The organism is Sporosarcina cascadiensis (assembly GCF_009650995.1).
Classification (GTDB): Bacteria; Bacillota; Bacilli; order Bacillales_A; family Planococcaceae; genus Sporosarcina; species Sporosarcina cascadiensis.
The window spans coordinates 41,563-59,633 of sequence record NZ_WHVV01000002.1; the positions used below are offsets into that span (position 1 = coordinate 41,563).

An 18,071-nucleotide genomic window follows, 5' to 3' on the forward strand; every position below is an offset into this window, starting at 1 on the left:
AATAGGAGAGCGTGCTATGAACGGACAACAGAATTTTCATTTTCATTCGGCGATTGAACAGCTGAAGGAGACGCTGAAAGCAGACTTCATTGGACTGGCGCTCGTGGATTTCAGCAAGTACCGGCATGAGCTGAAGTGGCGTTATGTCACTGGAAACTTGAGTTTGAGCTATCGGAGAATTGTCCTTACGTCAGGAAAAGGGATTGCGGGACTGGTTTTTAAAACAGGTAAGCCGATGATGGTGAATGATGTGAGTGAACATGTAGAGGCGAAAGATCTTTACAATTATCCCATTCTCATTTTCGAAAAGCTGAAGAGTTTCGGCGCCATTCCTTTATTCCAGGAGGATCATGTACAGGGCGTGCTGCTGGTCGGGTACCGCGAATCGAAGAAGATGACTGCAGAAAGATTTGAACACTTCAAGCAGGCTGTCGGTTCGCAATTCGGACCGTTTTATCATAAGGAGCGAATGAAAGATGACATTATCGAACAGTGAAAACCTAACAGATTTGCTGCAGAAACTATATGAGCGCACAACAGAAGCGATGTTCTTTTTTGCGGCAAACGGTGAGATCCTGTCGATGAATGAAGCCGCCAAAGAGATCGTCGAACCGGAAATTTACGAAAAAATGCTCGAAGGGGAAGCAAACTCCATTTGTCTGACCTGCCGGGGATTTACAAGTGAAGACGAGCAGATGACCTGTGTTTCCTGTTTCATGTCGAAGCCTCAGGAGACACTGACTTCATTCCAGCTGTTTCTGGAGACAAAAGATCTTGGTCTGCAGCCTTTCAGCGCAACCTATCAAGTGATTGATGAAGCGCAGGGGACTTCTGTATTGATGCTGCGCAACTTAACACGCCAGACACAGACAGCGGAAGTGCTGAATCAGAAGATGCGGATGCAGCAGGTGATTCAGGCGCAGGAAAATGAACGCAAGCGCATCTCCCGGGAACTGCATGACAGTGTGGCGCAGGAAATGCTCAGTTCGCTCGTCGATTTGCGCGTCCTGAAGTATATGGATGTCAATGACAAGGCACTGGAAAAACTGCGTCAGACAGAAGGTTCCTTGATGCGTTTATTGGATGAAATCCGACATTTATCCGTTGAATTGCGTCCGGCGGTTTTGGATGATTTTGGACTTGAAGCAGCTTTTCGCACCCATATAAAAGGGCTGGAGAAAAATTACGGTCTGATCGTGCATTTGAGTTCCGATCTGAAGCAGAAACGCTATGAAGGGGAAATTGAAACCGTCATCTACCGGATCGGGCAGGAAGCTATGCTGAATGCCATGAAATATGCGGAAGTGGAAGAAGTGTTCCTGACCTTGAAAGACGAGCAGGGGATTTTGCAATTGGAGATAGAGGACGAAGGAGTAGGCTTTGACGTCAATGATTTTGCCCCTCAAGGAACAGGACTCGGTCTTTTCGGAATGAAGGAACGCGTGGAACTGGTCGGCGGGAATATAACGATTGTTTCCCGTGCAGATGAAGGGACCAAAATTCAAGTAGAAATTCCAGCAGGAAAGGGGCGGGCAGCGAGTGAGAATCATAATAGCTGATGACCATGCAGTCGTCCGGACCGGATTTATGCATATCTTGAATTATCAAGAGGATATGGAAGTCGTAGCGACCGCGGCGGATGGATTGGAAGCATATGAACTGGTTGCCAAGCACCGGCCTGACATCATTTTGCTGGATTTAAGCATGCCGCCCGGTCAGAGCGGATTGATTGCGACAGGTAAAATACACGAAGATTTTCCTGAGACGAAAATTGTGATTTTAACAATGTATGATGATGAAGAGTATATGTTCCATGTTTTGAAGAATGGTGCCTCCGGGTATATTTTAAAAAATGCGCCGGATGAAGAGCTGATCAGTGCGCTTCGTGAAGTGTATGAGGGCGGCACCTATGTACATCCTTCGATGGCGACGTCGCTTATTCGGGAGTTTGTCCAAAAAGGACCCAGAGCAAAAAACGAAGATGATCCGTTCAAGATTTTATCCAAACGGGAAATTGAAATTTTGCCGCTTGTTGCGAAAGGGTACGGAAATAAAGAAATTGCAGAAATGCTTTATATTTCAGTGAAGACAGTAGAAGCGCATAAGGCGAAGTTGATGGATAAACTTCAATTGAAGAACCGTCCGGAACTGGTCGAATATGCGCTGCGCAAGAAGTTCTTGAATTTCTGACGGGAGGCGAAGTGAGATGGTTAATCCGGGGTTTACCCATACATTGCCGGTCTTGCGTGTTCTGGAAAATGAACATCAATTCCTGATGCATGAAATGAACCAATGGCATGCGATTGTGCTGAATTTTGAAAAAGAGCTGTATTCCCGTGAAGAAGGGCTGGCTGCGCTGAAGCAATTGCGCAAGATGGTCGTCGCATTCATTGAACCGTTGAAAAACCATACGGAAAAGGAAGAAACGTATCTGTTTCCGATGCTGGCACAATATGTCGGCAGCGATCAGGGACCGGTCCAGGCGGTGCAGGAAGAACATGATGAAATCGATGCGTATATCGGACATTTCCTCCATCATACGAGAGGCGATCTGTCGTCATTCAGCTTAGAGATGATGCAGGACGTCGTGAAAGACGCGGGCGAAGCGTTCGAAGTCATCATGATTCATTTCGTTAAGGAAGAGAATGTGATTTTTCCGATGGTCATAAATGTCCTGCGGGCGAAAGAGCAGGATGACTTGTTCGAGCAAATGTATACATCGATTTTGCCAGAGTAAGAAAGAGTGATAGAGAAACATAGTAATGTAACTAACTTCAGAATGGATGGATTCCTATGACACAAAAGATCCAGTTGCCGTTACAGACGGCGAATCTAGTTGTCGGTTTCATGGTTTGGGTGCTTATTTCTTCATTGCTGCCGTTTATCAGTGAAGACATCTCGATCCCGCCTGAACGCGTGGCCATCATTACAGCAATTCCAGTAGTACTTGGTTCGATTTTGCGTATTCCGCTCGGTTATTATGCGAATGTCTATGGCGCGCGCGTCATGTTTTTCGTCAGTTTCATCGTGCTTTTATTTCCTGTCTACTACATAAGTGAAACATCGACAGTGACAGGACTGTTGATCGGCGGTACATTGCTTGGGGTGGGTGGCGCGATTTTCTCGGTGGGTGTTACTTCGCTTCCGAAATACTATCCGAAAGAAAAGCATGGTCTGGTCAATGGGATTTACGGAATGGGGAATATCGGAACAGCCATTACGACGTTCTCCGCACCGGTACTGGCCATGAAATTCGGCTGGTCACTGACTGTTAAGATGTATTTGATTTTGCTGCTGGTGTTTATCGCACTGAATTTCTTCTTCGGTGACCGCCAGGAGAAAAAAGTAAAGGCGCCGATTGTCGAGCAAATAAAAGGTGTCTACAAGAATGAGAAACTATGGTTCTTCTCTTTATTCTATTTCATTACATTCGGTTCATTCGTGGCGTTCACCATATTCCTGCCGAACTTTCTGGTCAATTACTTTGGACTTGAGAAAGTGGACGCGGGGCTGCGGACTGCCGGTTTCATCGTGGTTGCCACGTTATTGAGACCTGTAGGCGGATGGCTCGGGGATAAATTCCAGCCATTGTTCCTGCTGATGGGCTGTTTTGCCGGTTTGACATTCGCTTCAATTATTCTGGCGTTTTCTCCGGATATTGCGCTGTATACAGTCGGCAGTATTATCATCGCTGCAGCAGCAGGTATTGGAAACGGCGTCATCTTTAAACTGGTTCCGCTTTATTTCAGCAAGCAGGCGGGAACAGTGAACGGGATTGTTTCGATGATGGGCGGCCTGGGCGGATTCTTCCCTCCGTTATTGCTCGCAACAATCTTCTCGATGACAGGTTCCTATTCAATCGGCTTCATGGCATTCTCCCAAGTGTCGCTTGTGAGTCTCGTGCTGGTTGTCTGGCTCTATTATATGGATCGTGTCAGCCTGTCAAAAGAGGTGTTCGACTCTACAGGACAGGGAATCCTGGTAACCAATAAAAATGACGAGATCGTTACGGTCAATCCGGCATTTACCAGCCTGACGGGTTACAGTGAGGAAGAAGTGCTCGGTAAAAGTCCAAGTATCCTTAGTTCCGGACGCCATGACAAAGCCTATTACGACGAGATGTGGAGTCAAATCGCCGAGCATGGTGAATGGCAAGGTGAAATTTGGAATAAGAAGAAAAACGGCGAAGAATATCTGGAGTTTTTATCCATCAGTGCGGTGAAAGACGGCACAGGCGATGTGGTCCGTTATGTTGGATCATTCAGCGATATCAGCCCCGTAACAACAGAAGGCAATCGGTTACCATAACCGATGCCTTCGTTTCTGGTTGAATGAAAGGAAGTAGATGAAGTGGAAAATCGTTACTCAAGACAAACGCTGTTTCAGCCGATCGGAGTGCCTGGCCAGCAGAAACTTTCGGAGTCACACGCCGTCATCATCGGCTGCGGCGCGCTCGGTTCTGCGGTTTCTGAAACGCTCGTGCGTGCGGGGATCGGTAAAATAACGCTTGCAGACCGAGATTATGTCGAATCATCCAATCTGCAGCGCCAGCAACTGTTCACGGAAGCAGATGCGGACAACAGTGTTCCGAAAGTAGTCGCTGGAAAACAGCGCTTGCTTTCGGTCCGCGGTGATGTGGAAATCCGTACTGTGCTTGACCACGTAGACGGACCGTTGCTGGAAGAGATGGCAGCCGGCGCTGATCTGCTGATCGATGCGACTGATAACTTCGAAACGCGCCTGCTGATCAACGATGTCTCCTGGAAGATGGAGATTCCATGGATTTATGGAGCCGTTGTCGGAAGTTCCGGCAGCGTCTTTCCTTTTATTCCTGGGAGGACTCCTTGTTTCCGCTGTTTACTGCCGGTGTTGCCGGCGGTCAATGAAACATGTGATACAGTAGGGGTGATTGCGCCTGCTGTCCAGATTTCTTCGGCGCATCAAAGTGCGGAAGCGTTAAAATGGCTGACTGGAAATGAAGCAGCCATGCGCACGAAGCTCCTGCATTTTGATGTGTGGAACAATACATCTGTTGAGGCGGGAATCAGCCGAATGAAGAACCCGGATTGTGAAACATGCGGGAACCATCCGGTGTATCCTGCGCTGCATCAGCAGTCGGGTACGCAGTATGCTGTGCTCTGCGGACGCGATACGGTACAGATCATTCCGGATGCGAGCCGGGAATTGACAGTGGCTGACGGCGTGCGGGTGGCACAGCAGCTGCAGACGCCCTATCGCGAGACGCCGTTTTTCGTGGAGTTTCATGCGGAAGGGTACCGCTGTATTTTATTCGGCAACGGACGCCTGCTGATTCACGGGTTGAAAAATATGCAGGCGGGCCGCAAAATCTATCATTCATTATTCGGTTAGGGGGCAGTTGAAATGGAAGAGTCTCATTTGCCGCAGGAAGCACGCAGGAAGTCCATTGCGGTGGCAGTATTGACGATCAGCGACACACGGACGGAAGCAGATGATAAGAGCGGAAAAATTATCCGGGAGAAGCTGGAAGACGCCGGGCATCGCGTACAGGAACACGGCATCTGTCTCGATGAAGGCGAGCATATCGTGCGTCAGCTGTCGGACTGGCTGTTGGATCCGGCAATTCAGGCAATGATTTTCACGGGCGGCACGGGCATTGGTGCGCGGGATGTAACGGTGGAAATGGTGACGCCGTATTTCACGAAGCCGCTGGACGGTTTTGGCGAGCTGTTCCGTTTTCTGAGCTATACGGAAGATGTTGGTTCGAAAGCTTTGCTGAGCCGCGCAGCTGCGGGGACAGTCGGCGAGCAGGCGGTGTTTTTGCTGCCGGGTTCCTCAAAAGCTGTGACGCTCGCAATGGATAAACTGATTTTGCCCGAGCTTCCGCATATTGTGCATGAATTGACGAAGCATTTGGAAGGCTGAATGGCGGCGTATGAGCGGTTGGACGGGGTGAATGATCACGTGAGCGCAGGGTATGAGCGGATATGGAGTCGTTATGAGCGCTGGCGCGGACTGAATGAGCGGTTGCCGGTTCGCTATGAGCGGTTGGGCAGGGTTTATGATCATGCGGCAGCAGGAATGGTTCGTGTGGATAGCGGATTGGCGCGGTCGGCAGCATGTTTGGCTCGTTCCGCCGAGCCGCCCTGCTCAAATAAATAAAAAACACGCAGAACTCAGTCTGCGCGTTCGTAATCCCCGTTTTTGCCACCGGTTTTTGTCTGCAGCATGGTCGGACCGATGATCATCTCTTTGCCGGCGGCTTTGCACATATCGTAAATCGTCAGCGCAGCGGCTGAAGCGGCTGTCAGGGCTTCCATTTCGACACCTGTGACGCCTTTCGTTTTCACTTCTGCTTCGATCAGCACTTCGTAATGCGGCTGTGCTACATCAATTTTCCAATCAAACCGGACATCCACGCCGGTCAGCGGCAGCGGGTGGCACATCGGAATGATCGTTGCGGTATTTTTCGCGGCCATGATGGCTGCGACTTGAGCAACCGCGAAGACGTCCCCTTTTTTATTCGTGCCGTGAGTAATCTGTTCATGGATCGATTCGTTGACGATGATCGAAGACTTGGCGACTGCGGTGCGCAATGTCACGGATTTATCGGATACATCGACCATTTTCGCGCGGCCCTGTTCATTGAAGTGAGTCAGTTCGGACATACAATTCATCCTTTCGTTTCATTCATTGTACTCGTTAGTATAACAAAAGAAAGAGGAGATGTAAGTGGTAGAAATTCGAAAGCCTATTCAAGTGGCGGAAGCCGTGGAGCGCGTCATGGCCCACGTACATAAGCTCGGGACGGAAATCCTTCCGTTAGAAGAAACGTATGGCAGAGTGCTGGCGGAGCCGATTATCGCAAAGCATGACGTGCCGCCTTTTGACCGCTCACCTTATGACGGTTTCGCAATTCGTGCGGCGGACTCGGCGGGTGCATCCGGTGAAAAACGCAAAGCATTTCGAGTAATCGGTGAAATCGGTGCCGGACATGTGGCGGACCGTGCAGTTGAGGCGGGTGAATCGTACCGCATCATGACAGGCGCAATTATTCCGGAGCAGGCGAATGCGGTCGTTATGCTCGAGCAGACCGTGGAGAATGAAACGGGCTTCACACTGCGCAAACCGTTTGAAGCGGGGGAGAATATCTCGCGGCAGGGCGAAGATGCAAAAAAAGGTGAGCAGCTGATTGAAGCGGGAACCGTCATCCACCCCGGAACGATCGCTTTGCTTGCGACGTTCGGCTATTCAGAAGTGAAAGTCGCCAAACAGCCGGTGGCAGGCGTGCTGTCAACAGGCACAGAATTGCTCGATGTTTCCGATGAACTCGTACCCGGCAAGATCCGAAACTCGAACGGGCCGATGATCCATGCGCAGCTGACACGGATGGGCATTGAATCGAAAGCGTACGGCATGATGGAAGACGACTTGGATGCATGTATGGAAATCGTGGAACATGCGCTGAAAGAAACGGATCTGCTCATCACGACAGGCGGTGTTTCGGTCGGTGATTATGATTATTTGCCTGCGATTTACGAGCGTCTCGGTGCGGAAGTTTTATTCAATAAAGTAGCGATGCGCCCCGGAAGTGTAACGACTGTGGCAGTGCTCGGCGACAAATTGCTGTTCGGACTTTCGGGCAATCCGTCTGCATGCTTCAGCGGTTTCGAGTTGTTTACGCGACCGGCAATTCTTTCGATGATGGGCTGTACCGCTCCTTACTTGCCGCGCATTCAGGCAGTTCTCGGAGAGGATTTCGAGAAGCCAAATCCTTTCACCCGTTTCATTCGGGCATCATGGGACATGACGCCTCAGGGAATTACGGCGACCCCTGCAGGTTTCAATAAATCGAGTGCAGTATCTTCGATTGCGCGCGGCAACTGCATCATCGTGCTGCCGAGCGGAACGAGGGGCTATGAGAAAGGCACGCAGGTCGATGTCTTGCTGCTCGGGACGGAACAAGGGACGGAGCGCTGGGAATTATGAAGACGCTGCATGTGACAGGGTTCAAGAACAGCGGCAAGACAGCGCTGATTTCCCACTGGATTACCGTGCTTCGGAGTGAGGGGCTTGAAGTTGCAGTGCTGAAACATCATGGACATGGAGGAGCGCCTGAACTGCCGCCTGTTCATACGGATACGGTGCAGTTTCTGGAAGCCGGGGCCGTCTCGACCCTCGTGGCAGGCGGAAATATGATACAATTGATTCAACAGAAATATCAGTCATTTGAAGAGCTAAAGACATTGACGGCGTCAAATCAGCCGGATGTTTTATTGATAGAAGGCTATAAGCAGGAAGTTGGAGAAAAGATTGTGCTTCTGCGCAATGAAGGCGATTGGGAAGATTTGAAGCAGCTGCAGGGCATCATCCGTAAAGCGTATACAGAAGATATTTTCGCGGATATTTCCTCATTGGATGAATGGATTCTGGACTGGGTGCAGGGAGGCGGGGGCAAATGAAACAGTATGAAATTACGGATCAGCCGATCAATACGCAGAGGTACAGCGACTTTGTCCTGCATCCTGCCGCCGGCGCGGTGACGGTCTTTACAGGGCATGTGCGGGAGTGGACGCACGGAGTCCGGACGCTGTATCTGGCATATGAAGCATATATTCCGATGGCAGAGAAGAAACTGGCGGAAATCGGCGCGGAAATGGAAGCGAAGTGGCCCGGTGTCCGCGTTGCGATGGCGCATAGAATCGGTGAATTGAAGATTTCCGATATCGCAGTAGTCATTGCCGTGTCTTCTCCGCACAGAAAAGAAGCATACGAAGCGAATGAATATGCAATTGAGCAGATCAAGGAAGTCGTGCCGATCTGGAAGAAGGAAATCTGGGAAGACGGCGAAGAGTGGATCGGCGCACAGAAGAAATATCCAGAGAAAGGGAGCGGGTTACAGTGATTACAGTTCATTATTTTGCAAGATTGCGGGAGTTGACGGGTAAGGGAGAGGAATCATTGGAACGCGCTCCTTTAACGGTCGGTGAACTTCTGGATTGGGCGGAAACGACGTATCCGGGTTTTGGCAGAGACACGATTCATGTCGCGGTGAATGAAGAATACGCGAGAAAAGAAGATGTTATTCAAGCGGGTGATGTGTGCGCGTTCATTCCGCCGGTGAGCGGGGGATGAAGCAGACGGCCGGCATTCTGCTTGCGGGGGGCCAGTCGCGAAGATTCGGTTCTCCGAAAGCATTTGCTGATTATCAGGGACAGCCTTTCTATCAGTATTCGCTTCAGGCATTGCAGCCTTTTTGCGAAGAAATCGTAGTAGTGACGCGCTCTGAATTCCTGGAGAAACTGCCGAATGAAATTCATTTGACGACGGATCTGGAAAGGTATGCGGGAATGGGGCCGTTGGCAGGCATACTTTCCGGTATGGAAGCTGTCGAAGCGGAACGTTACGCCGTGCTGCCCTGCGATATGCCGTTTATGGAAGAGCAGGTAATCGGCCGGCTCCTCAACAAGCATCAGGGAGATGTTTCGGCAGTAACGGTGGAAGGCAAACGCCATCCGTTGGTTTCTGTCTGGCAAGCGGCGGCGAAACCGGCCATACGTCAGGCGTTGAATGAAGGCAACCGCCGGGTCATGCACGCCCAGGCTCAGCTTGGAGGGCAGTGGATTGAGGGCGGACTGCTGACGGAACAGCCTGAACTTGTATTTAAAAATGTCAATACGCCATGTGAATTGGAAAGGAGATGAGGCAGATGGATGCCATCGTCGATCAGCTCGGACGGCCGATTCGGGATTTGCGGATTTCAGTGACAGACCGCTGTAATTTCCGCTGTACGTATTGTATGCCGAAAGAAATTTTTGGAGATGATTATTTATTTTTGGCAAAAGATCAGCTGCTTTCATTCGAGGAATTGGAACGTCTGGCGCGTATTTTCGCAAAGCTGGGTGTGAAGAAGCTTCGATTGACAGGCGGCGAACCGCTGATGCGCCGGAATTTGCCGGAGCTGATCCGCAAGCTTCATGACATCGAGGGAATCGAAGACATCGGACTGACAACGAACGCGGTGCTGCTCGGACAATATGCGCAGCCGCTGTATGATGCGGGGCTGCGGCGCCTGAACATTAGCCTGGACGCGCTGGATCCCGAATTATTCGGCCGGATCAACGGACGCGGCATCACGCCTGATCTCGTTCTGAAAAACATTAAAAAGGCAAAAGACATTGGTTTTGCAATCAAAGTGAATATGGTCGTACAAAAAGGAGTCAATGAAAGCGAAATTCTGCCGATGGCGGCCTATTTCAAGGATCTCGGCATCACGCTTCGCTACATCGAGTTCATGGATGTCGGCAATGACAACGGCTGGAGCTTCGATAAAGTCGTGACGAAGAAGGAAATCTATGACATGCTGTCGTCCGTCTATGACATGGAACCGGCGGAAGAAGAGTATTACGGCGAAGTGGCAAAACGCTATCGCTACCTGGATTCCGATGTCGGCGCGCAAGTCGGCTTCATCACGTCCGTTTCGGAATCGTTCTGCTCGACATGCACGCGTTCCCGGCTGTCTTCTGAAGGCAGACTCTATACGTGTTTATTCGCGTCGGACGGGTTTGACATACGGGAATTGATCCGTTCGGGCAAAACGGATGAAGAGTTGTTTGAAGCCATCGCGGACGTTTGGAGAGGCAGAAAAGATCGCTATTCAGACGAGCGCTCGGAACAGACAGTAAAGAACCGCAAGAAAATCAATATGAACTATATCGGCGGCTGAGGAGGAAATGTCTGTGAAACCTGTATTGTTTATTTGCCGGGAAATGCCGGAAGAGATTGTGGCTCCGCTCCGTGATGTCTATGAAGTGGATATGTGGCCTTCTGCAAGTGAAGCGGTGCCGCGTGATGTACTGCTGGAAAAAGCGGCGTCTGCGCATGCATTATGGACGATGATTTCTGATCAGATCGACGAAGAGGTATTCAATGCTTCGCCTAACTTGAAAATCATCTCGAATATGGCGGTCGGCTACAATAATATCGACGTGAAAGCAGCGAATGAAAGAGGCGTGATCGTCACGAATACACCCGATGTGCTGACGGAAACGACGGCGGACCTGGCATTTGCCTTATTGATGGCGACAGCCCGGGACCTGATGGGTGCGGAACATGCATTGCGTGGCGGCAAGTGGACTTCATGGGAGCCGCTTGGTTTTACCGGGATGGATGTCTACGGCGCAACGCTCGGCATCATCGGCATGGGCCGGATTGGTGAAGCGGTGCTGCGACGGGCAAAGGGCTTCGACATGAATGTCCTGTACCATAATCGCAGCAGAAAGTCGGAAATGGAAGATATGTACGGCTGCCGCTATGCCGAACTTCCTGACTTGCTGGCTCAATCTGATTTCGTGCTGGTACTCGTGCCTTTCAGTGAGGAAACGAGAGGATTGATCGGCAGGGAACAGCTCGGTCAAATGAAAGAAACAGGAATTCTGATCAACGTCGCACGCGGAGGCATTGTGGACGAAGAGGCGCTGTTCGAAGCACTGCAGACGAAACGGATTCATGCAGCAGGCCTGGATGTCTTCGAGACAGAGCCTGTTCCGCTCGACAATCCATTGCTGACGCTGCCGAATGTGACGGTATTGCCGCATATCGGCAGTGCGAGCCTGCCGACACGTTTGGCGATGATGAAGCTGAATCAGCAGGCGCTGCTTGCATCGGCGAATGGCGAAGAACCGAATCATCGAGTGTGGTAACTAGAGAAAGCAGGGCTGTCCGGGACGTCACCGCGGACAGCCCCTTTTTTATTTGCGGCCGGTCCCGGTCACGCGCGATTGGTGCGTTGCGGCGGCGGATTGGCGCGCGTCCGTACTTTTCATTGGAATCAGAACGTAAAAAAGCTGTCCGGAGACATGCCCCGGACAGCTTTTCAGCATTCTGTCTTATCGATAAACAGCCAGACTGCAGCCGACAGCTCCACTGCCTGCAGCTGAAAATCCGTACCTTCAAATGACTGGCGGAACGAACGGACAACAGATTCCAGCAAATAGATCCGCGGCGCATCTGCCGACAGTTCGTCGAGCAGGAACTGACTGTATAATTTACTTGCACTCTCGCCGTCAGGCAGTTGCCCGATGAATTCCCGCAGTTTCCCGATGAGCACTTCCTGGGTCATCGGGTAATGCTCCGCGCCTTTTAGAATCGTCTCGATCAGGCCTTGTGACAGGAAATGTTCATCCTTGTCGATGATGTCCGGGATGACGACTTTCATTCGCTGCATGACAAAGTCGATGAGATGTTTTGTATCAAGCTGTTCAGGCGTGGAACTCTTCCAGACGTTCAATGAATGCTGAATGAAGGCGAAAATCAGCGACGCACAATCATACGCATACGGCTTCACCTGATTCCCATAAATATCAGCGAGCCGTTTCGCAATCCAGGCAAGTTCCCGGTAGTGCATTTGTTTGACAAATTGCCGCAGTTCATCGTCTGGCGAATGAACGACAGTTTCAAATAAAGGCAATAGGTTTTGCTCCCGGTTCATTGTCAGCCGGATATGGATCTGATCCGAAAGAAGCTGCGGATCGGATAAGTCTTGACCGATCGCGAGTTCATTCCTGCGCAGGAACGATAAATGGTAGGCGTCGCGCAAAATCGCCATCAGGCATTCATTTTTCGAAGAGAAGTAGTTATAGAATGTTCCTTTTGATATATGGGCTTCATCCAAAATATCTTGAATGGACGTCGCCTGAAAACCGTTCTTGATGAACAGTTGCTTAGCAGTATGCAAAACATGCTTTTTTCGATCGTTCATTAATTCCCACCTGTATCTGTAACTTATTTTGTACTGTCGGTATACTGCTAATAGTAAACAATTAACCTTGTAATATCAACGTTTTTAATTTTTATAAGTTTATTGGTTGAATTAATTAGACTAACGGTATAAAATAAATCTCTGTTACTATTTATCGGGAAATACAGGAGGATGAAATGGAAGAGACATTAGATATTAAGAAATTACATGCAAACCCTCCATACGGGGTTATTGCGATTTTGTTCATTGGGGCCTTTGTCGCCATCTTGAACAACACATTGCTCAATATTGCACTGCCCGTCATTATGAATGAATTTTCGATTCGCCCGTCAGATGTTCAATGGCTGACGACAGGTTTTATGCTTGTGAACGGGATTTTAATTCCGGCAAGCGCATTTTTTATTACGAAGTTTACGAATAAAAAGATATTCCTGACAGCGATGGTACTGTTTTCATTAGGTACATTCTTAGCGATTGTCGCACCGACATTCAGTCTGCTCATCGTCGCGCGTATGATTCAAGCTTCAGGTTCTGCATTGATGATGCCGCTCTTGATGAATGTCATGCTGACTGCGTTTCCGATTGAGAAGCGTGGTGCAGCACTCGGTATGTTCGGTCTGGTCATGTTTACCGCACCGGCAATCGGCCCTACATTATCCGGCTGGGTAGTGGAGCACTATTCGTGGCGGATGCTGTTTATCATCGTCTTGCCGATTGCGCTGATCACGATCGTGTTTGCACTGTTTAAAATGAAGAACATTACGCCGAACCGGGATGTGAAACTGGATGTAACTTCTTTAATTCTATCCAGTATCGGTTTCGGAAGTCTGCTTTACGGTTTCAGTTCTGCCGGTGACAAAGGCTGGGGCACACTTGAAGTGTATGGAACCATTGCAGTCGGTACAGTATCGCTCATTATCTTTGTGTTAAAACAGCTGCGTATGAAAGAACCGCTGCTGGATGTCAGGATTTACAAGCATCCGATGTTCGCACTGGCTTCTATTATTTCTGTCGTGCTGTCTGTCGCCATGTTCTCGGGGATGATTCTGACACCGCTGTACGTACAGAACGTCCGCGGAATATCACCATTCCATGCAGGACTGCTCATGCTGCCGGGTGCAATCGCGATGGGTGTCATGTCGCCGATTACCGGTAAATTATTCGATAAATACGGTCCGCGTGCGCTTGCTTATACCGGACTGACAATTGCCGCGGTCACGACCTATTTCCTCAGCCGTCTGGAGCTTGATTCGGGTTATTATTATTTGATGATGCTCTATACGATCCGGATGTTCGGTCTTTCTATGGTGACGATGCCGATCATGACGAACGGTATGAATTCACTGCCGATGAAATCCAATCCGCACGGTACTGCAATGAACAATACATTGCAGCAAGTGTCCGGCGCGATCGGCTCCGCGATATTGTTGACCATCATGACCAACCGGCTGGATAAATCAGCAGCTGCCCAGGCGCAGGATTTGATGGCTTCGGGCGTCGATGTTTCATCAATGAAAGAGGAGATTGGCCGGATGGCGATGCTCGACGGCATCAACCACGCCTTCTTTATCTCTACGCTCATTACGGTAGGAGCTCTGGTACTGGCACTGTTCATTAAACGTGTCGTTCCGCCGAAATTTGAACCTTCCGAAGAAGTCAGCGAGAAATTCAAGTCCTGAATATGAGGTTCCGTGTAATGCGGAGCCTCTTTTTTTTATGTTATGATAAAAAGAAAAAGGTTGTGTTCGATGTGATAGGAAATAAAGAGAACTGTCCATGCGGCAGCGGGGAAATCGTGCAGAATTGCTGCGGCAGGACAAACGAACCGGGCACGAATCAAATTCAGCTGGAATTGCGGAATGTCCTTAACCAGTATTATGAAACAGCTTTACCGCCTGGAGAGGTTCAAGAATTGCAGGGAATTTTAGCGGAGTGGAATCAGCGGCTTGGTGAGTGGATGGAACAAGAGGAATTAATGTCGAATGTCAGCGATTATTATTTCTTCGTTGTTCGCAGAGATCTTTGGCGCCGCCACTTGGTGAAAGCACTGAACCGTACGCAGAATAAAGCGGTTCGAAATATACTGAAGAGCTGGCAGAATTCATTCGTCACATTTGCTGAAGTGACTTCATCCGACGAGCAGGTCTATCATATGAAAGAAATCCTCGGTGAAGGGGAATATAGGCTGGCGAGGGAAGCCGGCGAGCCGGAAGATGTCCGTGTAGTTCTCGCGATCGTGCTGGAAGAATGGCGCAATGACGAGCGCTGGGTTATGCCGATTTCAGCGGTTGCCGTCAATAAACATATGAGTGATGAATTGGTGAAACAAGTCCGCAGTCTAGCAGAAAGCAGCGAGGAACAAAATAGTTTTGAATTCTTTAAAGACTATCTGCTCGATATTTACGAGTTTGTCTGCAAGCTCGATGCACAGACACTGTCGGAAGTCGTGGAACAGAACTTCACGCCGCTTCAGCAGGAAGTGGTCGAGATTTTGGATGCGCAGCTGGAAGATGTCGAATTGCTGCCTGGTGCTTATGAAATGCTACTTTCCTTGATGGCCTATTACTTCGTGGAAAAACAGCCGAAATTCCGCAAGCCTGAAGTGCTCGCGGCTGCTGCGTTCCAGCTGGCTTCTGATGTCAGCATGATGCAGGAAACCTATACTCAGGGCGGAGTTGCCAACCTATTCGGAGTTTCCGTTTCTTCATTCAAAAAACATACCGATGCGCTGTATGGCAAAATCGGCGAGTTGGAAGAAATGATGGCGCAGGGCAACGGCTCAGGTGCCCCTTACTATATTGGAACTGATCCGCGTCCCGACGAGCAGACAAGCTGGCAGATCCATATGCTTTCTGCAAATCAGAATTTCGATACGATGGAGGAAGCGCAAGCCTATATCCAGCAGGCGGTGCAGAAGCCGTTCGAGCCGGAAAATCGTCAGCAGGAATCCCAGATGCTCTGCTACATGGCCTATCATGCGGAGACACCGGAACAGCGCACAGACTTCGCCGAGATGGCGTACGGCGCGGATCCGACGAACGTCGACGCATTATTGCTTCGTGCGGAGATGACCGATTCTGAAGAAGAACAGGACAAGCTGCTGAAACAGGCTATATTCTCCGGCGAGAAACAGTTTGACGATCGTGCAGAAGACACGTGGGCATTCGTTACGAACCGTCCGTATTTGCGCGCTTTACTGACTTATGGTGTTTGGCTGTATGGTCAGGAACGCTACGGCGAATCAAGTGAAATCCTCCTCATTGCGCTGACCAGCGATCTGCACGATCACCAGAGTGTGCGCTATCTGGCCATTTCATCGCTGATTTATCAGAATGAAATCAAGCAGGCTGAGCAAGTGCTGGCTGCGTGTGCGGAGATTTCAGAGCATGATGCAGCTTATTTGTATTTAGCATGGCTGATCGAGATGGAAAAGTCTCAGGGTGCGAGTGAAATGAGTGCGGAACTGTTTGTCAAAGCGGAGCAGGCGAATCCTTATGTCGGCGCGCTGATTCATACGTCTGCAGAGAAGATGCCGTATCCGCGAGCAGCTGAAGTGAAGCCGGGCTCTCCGGATGAAGCACAGTATATTTGGTTTTTGATGTAAGTAATTATAGCCACCGCAGTTTGTCATGTAATTGACGGGCTGTAGTGGTTTTTTTATGCATTGCCAACGCGGGAGAATAATCTAATGCCTTAAGCTATCCGTAAGCGCCGAAGTGTGTTCAGTGACATTACTCATTCCTTCAGATCATTGGAATACCTGACGCTTTAAAGGAATAGCATAGTATATTGTCGAACAGTTCTTATATAGGGCAACAGTGAAAACGATACAGATCAGGAAGGGAGACAGGCAAATGAAACTGACAAACTATATCGACGGTGCGTGGCAAAAAGAGAGTGTAGACTATACGGCGGTTTTGAATCCGGCAAACGGTGAAGAACTGGCGCAAGTTCCGCTTTCTACGGCAGAAGACGTGGAGAAAGCCGCAGCGGCAGCCAAGAAAGCGCAGAAGAAGTGGGCACTGGTGCCTGCGCCGAAGCGGGCGGACTATCTGTATGAAATCGGGCGCATCATGAAAGACCGCAAAGAGCATCTCGCGCAAGTGCTGACGAAAGAGATGGGCAAAGTAGTGGAAGAAGCGCGCGGCGAAGTGCAAGAAGGCATCGACATGGCCTATTATATGGCAGGCGAGGGGCGCAGGCTGTTTGGCGAAACGGTGCCTTCCGAACTGCAGGATAAATTCGCAATGAGCGTCCGGGCGCCGATCGGGGTCGTCGGGCTGATCACACCGTGGAATTTCCCGATTGCGATTGCCACGTGGAAGTCATTTCCCGCCATCGTTGCGGGCAATACATTCATTTGGAAACCGGCTACAGAAACGCCCTTGATGGCATATGAAATGTCGCTGATTTTTGAAGAAGCCGGCCTGCCGCACGGTGTCGCGAATATTGTGTACGGCGCGGGATCTGACGTCGGCACGGCAATGATTGAACATCCCGATGTCCGGGTCATTTCATTCACCGGCTCGACGGAAACCGGCAGGCATGTCGCAGAACTCGGCGGCCGTCACTTAAAGAAAGTATCGCTTGAAATGGGCGGCAAGAACGCGGTCATTGTGATGGACGATGCCGACTTGGATCTGGCGGTTGAGGGCATTTTATGGAGTGCATTCGGAACGGCAGGACAGCGCTGTACCGCATGCAGCCGCGTCATTGTGCATAAAGATGTCAAAGATGAACTGCAAAAACGGCTCGTCGAAAGCATGAAAGAGCTGAAACTGGGTGACGGGCTCGATGAATCGGTAAAAGTCGGTCCGGTCATCAACGATAAAGCACTCGAGAAAATCAGCAGCTATATTGAAATCGGCAAGGGTGAAGGCGCAAAGCTGGTTGCTGGCGGTAATATGCTGAATGAAGGGGAATTCGCCAAAGGCCATTATTTCGAACCGACTTTATTCGCAGATGTGGCTTGGGACAGCCGGCTGGCGCAGGAGGAAATTTTCGGCCCGGTCGTCTCGCTGATCACGGTCAGCAGTCTCGAAGAAGCGATCGAAGTCAACAACAGCGTCGCATACGGCCTGTCGAGCTCGATCTTCTCGCAGGATGTCAATAGAGTATTCCAAGCGCAGCGGGACCTTGATACGGGAATCGTCTATATTAACGCGGGTACGACAGGCGCGGAAATTCATCTGCCGTTCGGCGGCACGAAGGGAACCGGCAATGGCCACCGCGATTCAGGCGTGGCGGCACTCGATGTCTTTACGGAGTGGAAGAGCGTCTATATCGACTTCAGCGGCAGGCTGCAGCGTGCGCAGATTGATACGGAGTAAGA

The 18,071-nt window shown here is 50.1% G+C and carries 20 protein-coding genes; 18 read left to right on the forward strand and 2 right to left on the reverse strand.

The window, feature by feature from the left end; all coding sequences use genetic code 11:
- Positions 1-16: 16 nt before the first annotated feature.
- From GDZ68_RS02490 to GDZ68_RS02520, 7 genes are read left to right on the forward strand one after another with little or no spacing between them, the layout of a single operon-like run.
- Positions 17-496, forward strand: coding sequence for a GAF domain-containing protein (locus tag GDZ68_RS02490; protein ID WP_153720712.1), 480 nt, complete (start codon positions 17-19; stop codon positions 494-496).
- Positions 477-1,559: a sensor histidine kinase gene (locus GDZ68_RS02495; RefSeq protein ID WP_153720713.1), complete on the forward strand. Its 1,083-nt coding sequence runs from the start codon at positions 477-479 to the stop codon at positions 1,557-1,559. Before GDZ68_RS02490 ends, GDZ68_RS02495 begins: the two co-directional genes overlap by 20 nt.
- Entirely contained in the window at positions 1,540-2,190 is a 651-nt protein-coding gene (locus GDZ68_RS02500; protein WP_153720714.1) for a response regulator, read from the forward strand. The genes GDZ68_RS02495 and GDZ68_RS02500 overlap by 20 nt, the downstream gene beginning before the upstream one ends.
- A gap of 16 nt (positions 2,191-2,206) precedes the next feature.
- Positions 2,207-2,737 (forward strand): hemerythrin domain-containing protein, encoded by a 531-nt coding sequence (locus tag GDZ68_RS02505; protein WP_153720715.1) that lies wholly within the window; start codon positions 2,207-2,209, stop codon positions 2,735-2,737.
- A 56-nt stretch (positions 2,738-2,793) separates the two neighbouring features.
- Positions 2,794-4,308 (forward strand): nitrate/nitrite transporter, encoded by a 1,515-nt coding sequence (locus tag GDZ68_RS02510; protein ID WP_153720716.1) that lies wholly within the window; start codon positions 2,794-2,796, stop codon positions 4,306-4,308.
- A gap of 42 nt (positions 4,309-4,350) precedes the next feature.
- Positions 4,351-5,370 (forward strand): ThiF family adenylyltransferase, encoded by a 1,020-nt coding sequence (locus GDZ68_RS02515; RefSeq protein WP_153720717.1) that lies wholly within the window; start codon positions 4,351-4,353, stop codon positions 5,368-5,370.
- 12 nt (positions 5,371-5,382) lie between these two features.
- Positions 5,383-5,904, forward strand: a complete 522-nt coding sequence (locus tag GDZ68_RS02520; protein WP_153720718.1) for a MogA/MoaB family molybdenum cofactor biosynthesis protein — start codon at positions 5,383-5,385, stop codon at positions 5,902-5,904.
- Between the two features lie 251 nt (positions 5,905-6,155).
- On the opposite strand, the gene moaC is transcribed toward GDZ68_RS02520, so the two are convergent.
- Positions 6,156-6,647: a cyclic pyranopterin monophosphate synthase MoaC gene (moaC, locus tag GDZ68_RS02525; RefSeq protein ID WP_153720719.1), complete on the reverse strand. Its 492-nt coding sequence runs from the start codon at positions 6,645-6,647 to the stop codon at positions 6,156-6,158.
- Positions 6,648-6,711: 64 nt separating this feature from the next.
- Between moaC and GDZ68_RS02530 the strand changes: the two genes are divergently transcribed.
- From GDZ68_RS02530 to GDZ68_RS02560, 7 genes are read left to right on the forward strand one after another with little or no spacing between them, the layout of a single operon-like run.
- Complete coding sequence (locus GDZ68_RS02530) at positions 6,712-7,968, forward strand: molybdopterin molybdotransferase MoeA (RefSeq protein ID WP_153720720.1); 1,257 nt, start codon at positions 6,712-6,714, stop codon at positions 7,966-7,968.
- Positions 7,965-8,441: a molybdopterin-guanine dinucleotide biosynthesis protein B gene (gene mobB / locus GDZ68_RS02535; protein ID WP_153720721.1), complete on the forward strand. Its 477-nt coding sequence runs from the start codon at positions 7,965-7,967 to the stop codon at positions 8,439-8,441. The genes GDZ68_RS02530 and mobB overlap by 4 nt, the downstream gene beginning before the upstream one ends.
- Positions 8,438-8,884 (forward strand): molybdenum cofactor biosynthesis protein MoaE, encoded by a 447-nt coding sequence (locus GDZ68_RS02540; protein ID WP_153720722.1) that lies wholly within the window; start codon positions 8,438-8,440, stop codon positions 8,882-8,884. Before mobB ends, GDZ68_RS02540 begins: the two co-directional genes overlap by 4 nt.
- Positions 8,881-9,114, forward strand: a complete 234-nt coding sequence (moaD, locus tag GDZ68_RS02545; RefSeq protein ID WP_153720723.1) for a molybdopterin converting factor subunit 1 — start codon at positions 8,881-8,883, stop codon at positions 9,112-9,114. Before GDZ68_RS02540 ends, moaD begins: the two co-directional genes overlap by 4 nt.
- Entirely contained in the window at positions 9,081-9,683 is a 603-nt protein-coding gene (mobA, locus tag GDZ68_RS02550; RefSeq protein WP_153720724.1) for a molybdenum cofactor guanylyltransferase, read from the forward strand. The genes moaD and mobA overlap by 34 nt, the downstream gene beginning before the upstream one ends.
- Positions 9,680-10,705: a GTP 3',8-cyclase MoaA gene (gene moaA / locus GDZ68_RS02555; RefSeq protein ID WP_194841033.1), complete on the forward strand. Its 1,026-nt coding sequence runs from the start codon at positions 9,680-9,682 to the stop codon at positions 10,703-10,705. The genes mobA and moaA overlap by 4 nt, the downstream gene beginning before the upstream one ends.
- A 13-nt stretch (positions 10,706-10,718) precedes the next feature.
- The gene (locus tag GDZ68_RS02560) at positions 10,719-11,681 is read left to right on the forward strand and encodes a 2-hydroxyacid dehydrogenase (RefSeq protein WP_153720726.1); all 963 of its coding nucleotides are present in this window, start codon (positions 10,719-10,721) and stop codon (positions 11,679-11,681) included.
- 173 nt (positions 11,682-11,854) lie between these two features.
- Here the strand turns inward: GDZ68_RS02560 and GDZ68_RS02565 are convergent, their stop codons facing one another.
- Positions 11,855-12,739 carry a TetR/AcrR family transcriptional regulator gene (locus tag GDZ68_RS02565; RefSeq protein WP_153720727.1) on the reverse strand — a complete coding sequence of 295 codons (885 nt, stop codon included), beginning with the start codon at positions 12,737-12,739 and terminating at the stop codon, positions 11,855-11,857.
- Between the two features lie 176 nt (positions 12,740-12,915).
- Here GDZ68_RS02565 and GDZ68_RS02570 point away from each other — a divergent pair, with 176 nt between their 5' ends.
- From GDZ68_RS02570 to GDZ68_RS02585, 4 genes are all read left to right on the forward strand, one after another.
- Positions 12,916-14,418 (forward strand): DHA2 family efflux MFS transporter permease subunit, encoded by a 1,503-nt coding sequence (locus GDZ68_RS02570; RefSeq protein WP_153720728.1) that lies wholly within the window; start codon positions 12,916-12,918, stop codon positions 14,416-14,418.
- 71 nt (positions 14,419-14,489) lie between these two features.
- Positions 14,490-16,343 carry a hypothetical protein gene (locus tag GDZ68_RS02575; RefSeq protein WP_153720729.1) on the forward strand — a complete coding sequence of 618 codons (1,854 nt, stop codon included), beginning with the start codon at positions 14,490-14,492 and terminating at the stop codon, positions 16,341-16,343.
- A 114-nt stretch (positions 16,344-16,457) separates the two neighbouring features.
- Complete coding sequence (locus GDZ68_RS18385; RefSeq protein WP_408020114.1) at positions 16,458-16,511, forward strand: CRISPR-associated DxTHG motif protein; 54 nt, start codon at positions 16,458-16,460, stop codon at positions 16,509-16,511.
- Between the two features lie 82 nt (positions 16,512-16,593).
- Positions 16,594-18,069 (forward strand): aldehyde dehydrogenase family protein, encoded by a 1,476-nt coding sequence (locus GDZ68_RS02585; RefSeq protein ID WP_153720730.1) that lies wholly within the window; start codon positions 16,594-16,596, stop codon positions 18,067-18,069.
- Positions 18,070-18,071 lie beyond the last annotated feature (2 nt).

What these genes read in the sequence shown, in the direction of transcription:
- mobB (WP_153720721.1), top strand. Translation starts at nt 7,965, where the DNA reads ATGAAGACGCTGCATGTGACAGGGTTCAAGAACAGCGGCAAGACAGCG.
- GDZ68_RS02505 (WP_153720715.1), top strand. Translation starts at nt 2,207, where the DNA reads ATGGTTAATCCGGGGTTTACCCATACATTGCCGGTCTTGCGTGTTCTG.
- GDZ68_RS02540 (WP_153720722.1), top strand. Translation starts at nt 8,438, where the DNA reads ATGAAACAGTATGAAATTACGGATCAGCCGATCAATACGCAGAGGTAC.
- moaA (WP_194841033.1), top strand. Translation starts at nt 9,680, where the DNA reads ATGAGGCAGATGGATGCCATCGTCGATCAGCTCGGACGGCCGATTCGG.
- moaC (WP_153720719.1), bottom strand. Translation starts at nt 6,647, where the DNA reads ATGTCCGAACTGACTCACTTCAATGAACAGGGCCGCGCGAAAATGGTC.
- GDZ68_RS02585 (WP_153720730.1), top strand. Translation starts at nt 16,594, where the DNA reads ATGAAACTGACAAACTATATCGACGGTGCGTGGCAAAAAGAGAGTGTA.
- GDZ68_RS02565 (WP_153720727.1), bottom strand. Translation starts at nt 12,739, where the DNA reads ATGAACGATCGAAAAAAGCATGTTTTGCATACTGCTAAGCAACTGTTC.
- GDZ68_RS02570 (WP_153720728.1), top strand. Translation starts at nt 12,916, where the DNA reads ATGGAAGAGACATTAGATATTAAGAAATTACATGCAAACCCTCCATAC.
- GDZ68_RS02495 (WP_153720713.1), top strand. Translation starts at nt 477, where the DNA reads ATGACATTATCGAACAGTGAAAACCTAACAGATTTGCTGCAGAAACTA.
- GDZ68_RS02490 (WP_153720712.1), top strand. Translation starts at nt 17, where the DNA reads ATGAACGGACAACAGAATTTTCATTTTCATTCGGCGATTGAACAGCTG.
- GDZ68_RS02510 (WP_153720716.1), top strand. Translation starts at nt 2,794, where the DNA reads ATGACACAAAAGATCCAGTTGCCGTTACAGACGGCGAATCTAGTTGTC.
- GDZ68_RS02520 (WP_153720718.1), top strand. Translation starts at nt 5,383, where the DNA reads ATGGAAGAGTCTCATTTGCCGCAGGAAGCACGCAGGAAGTCCATTGCG.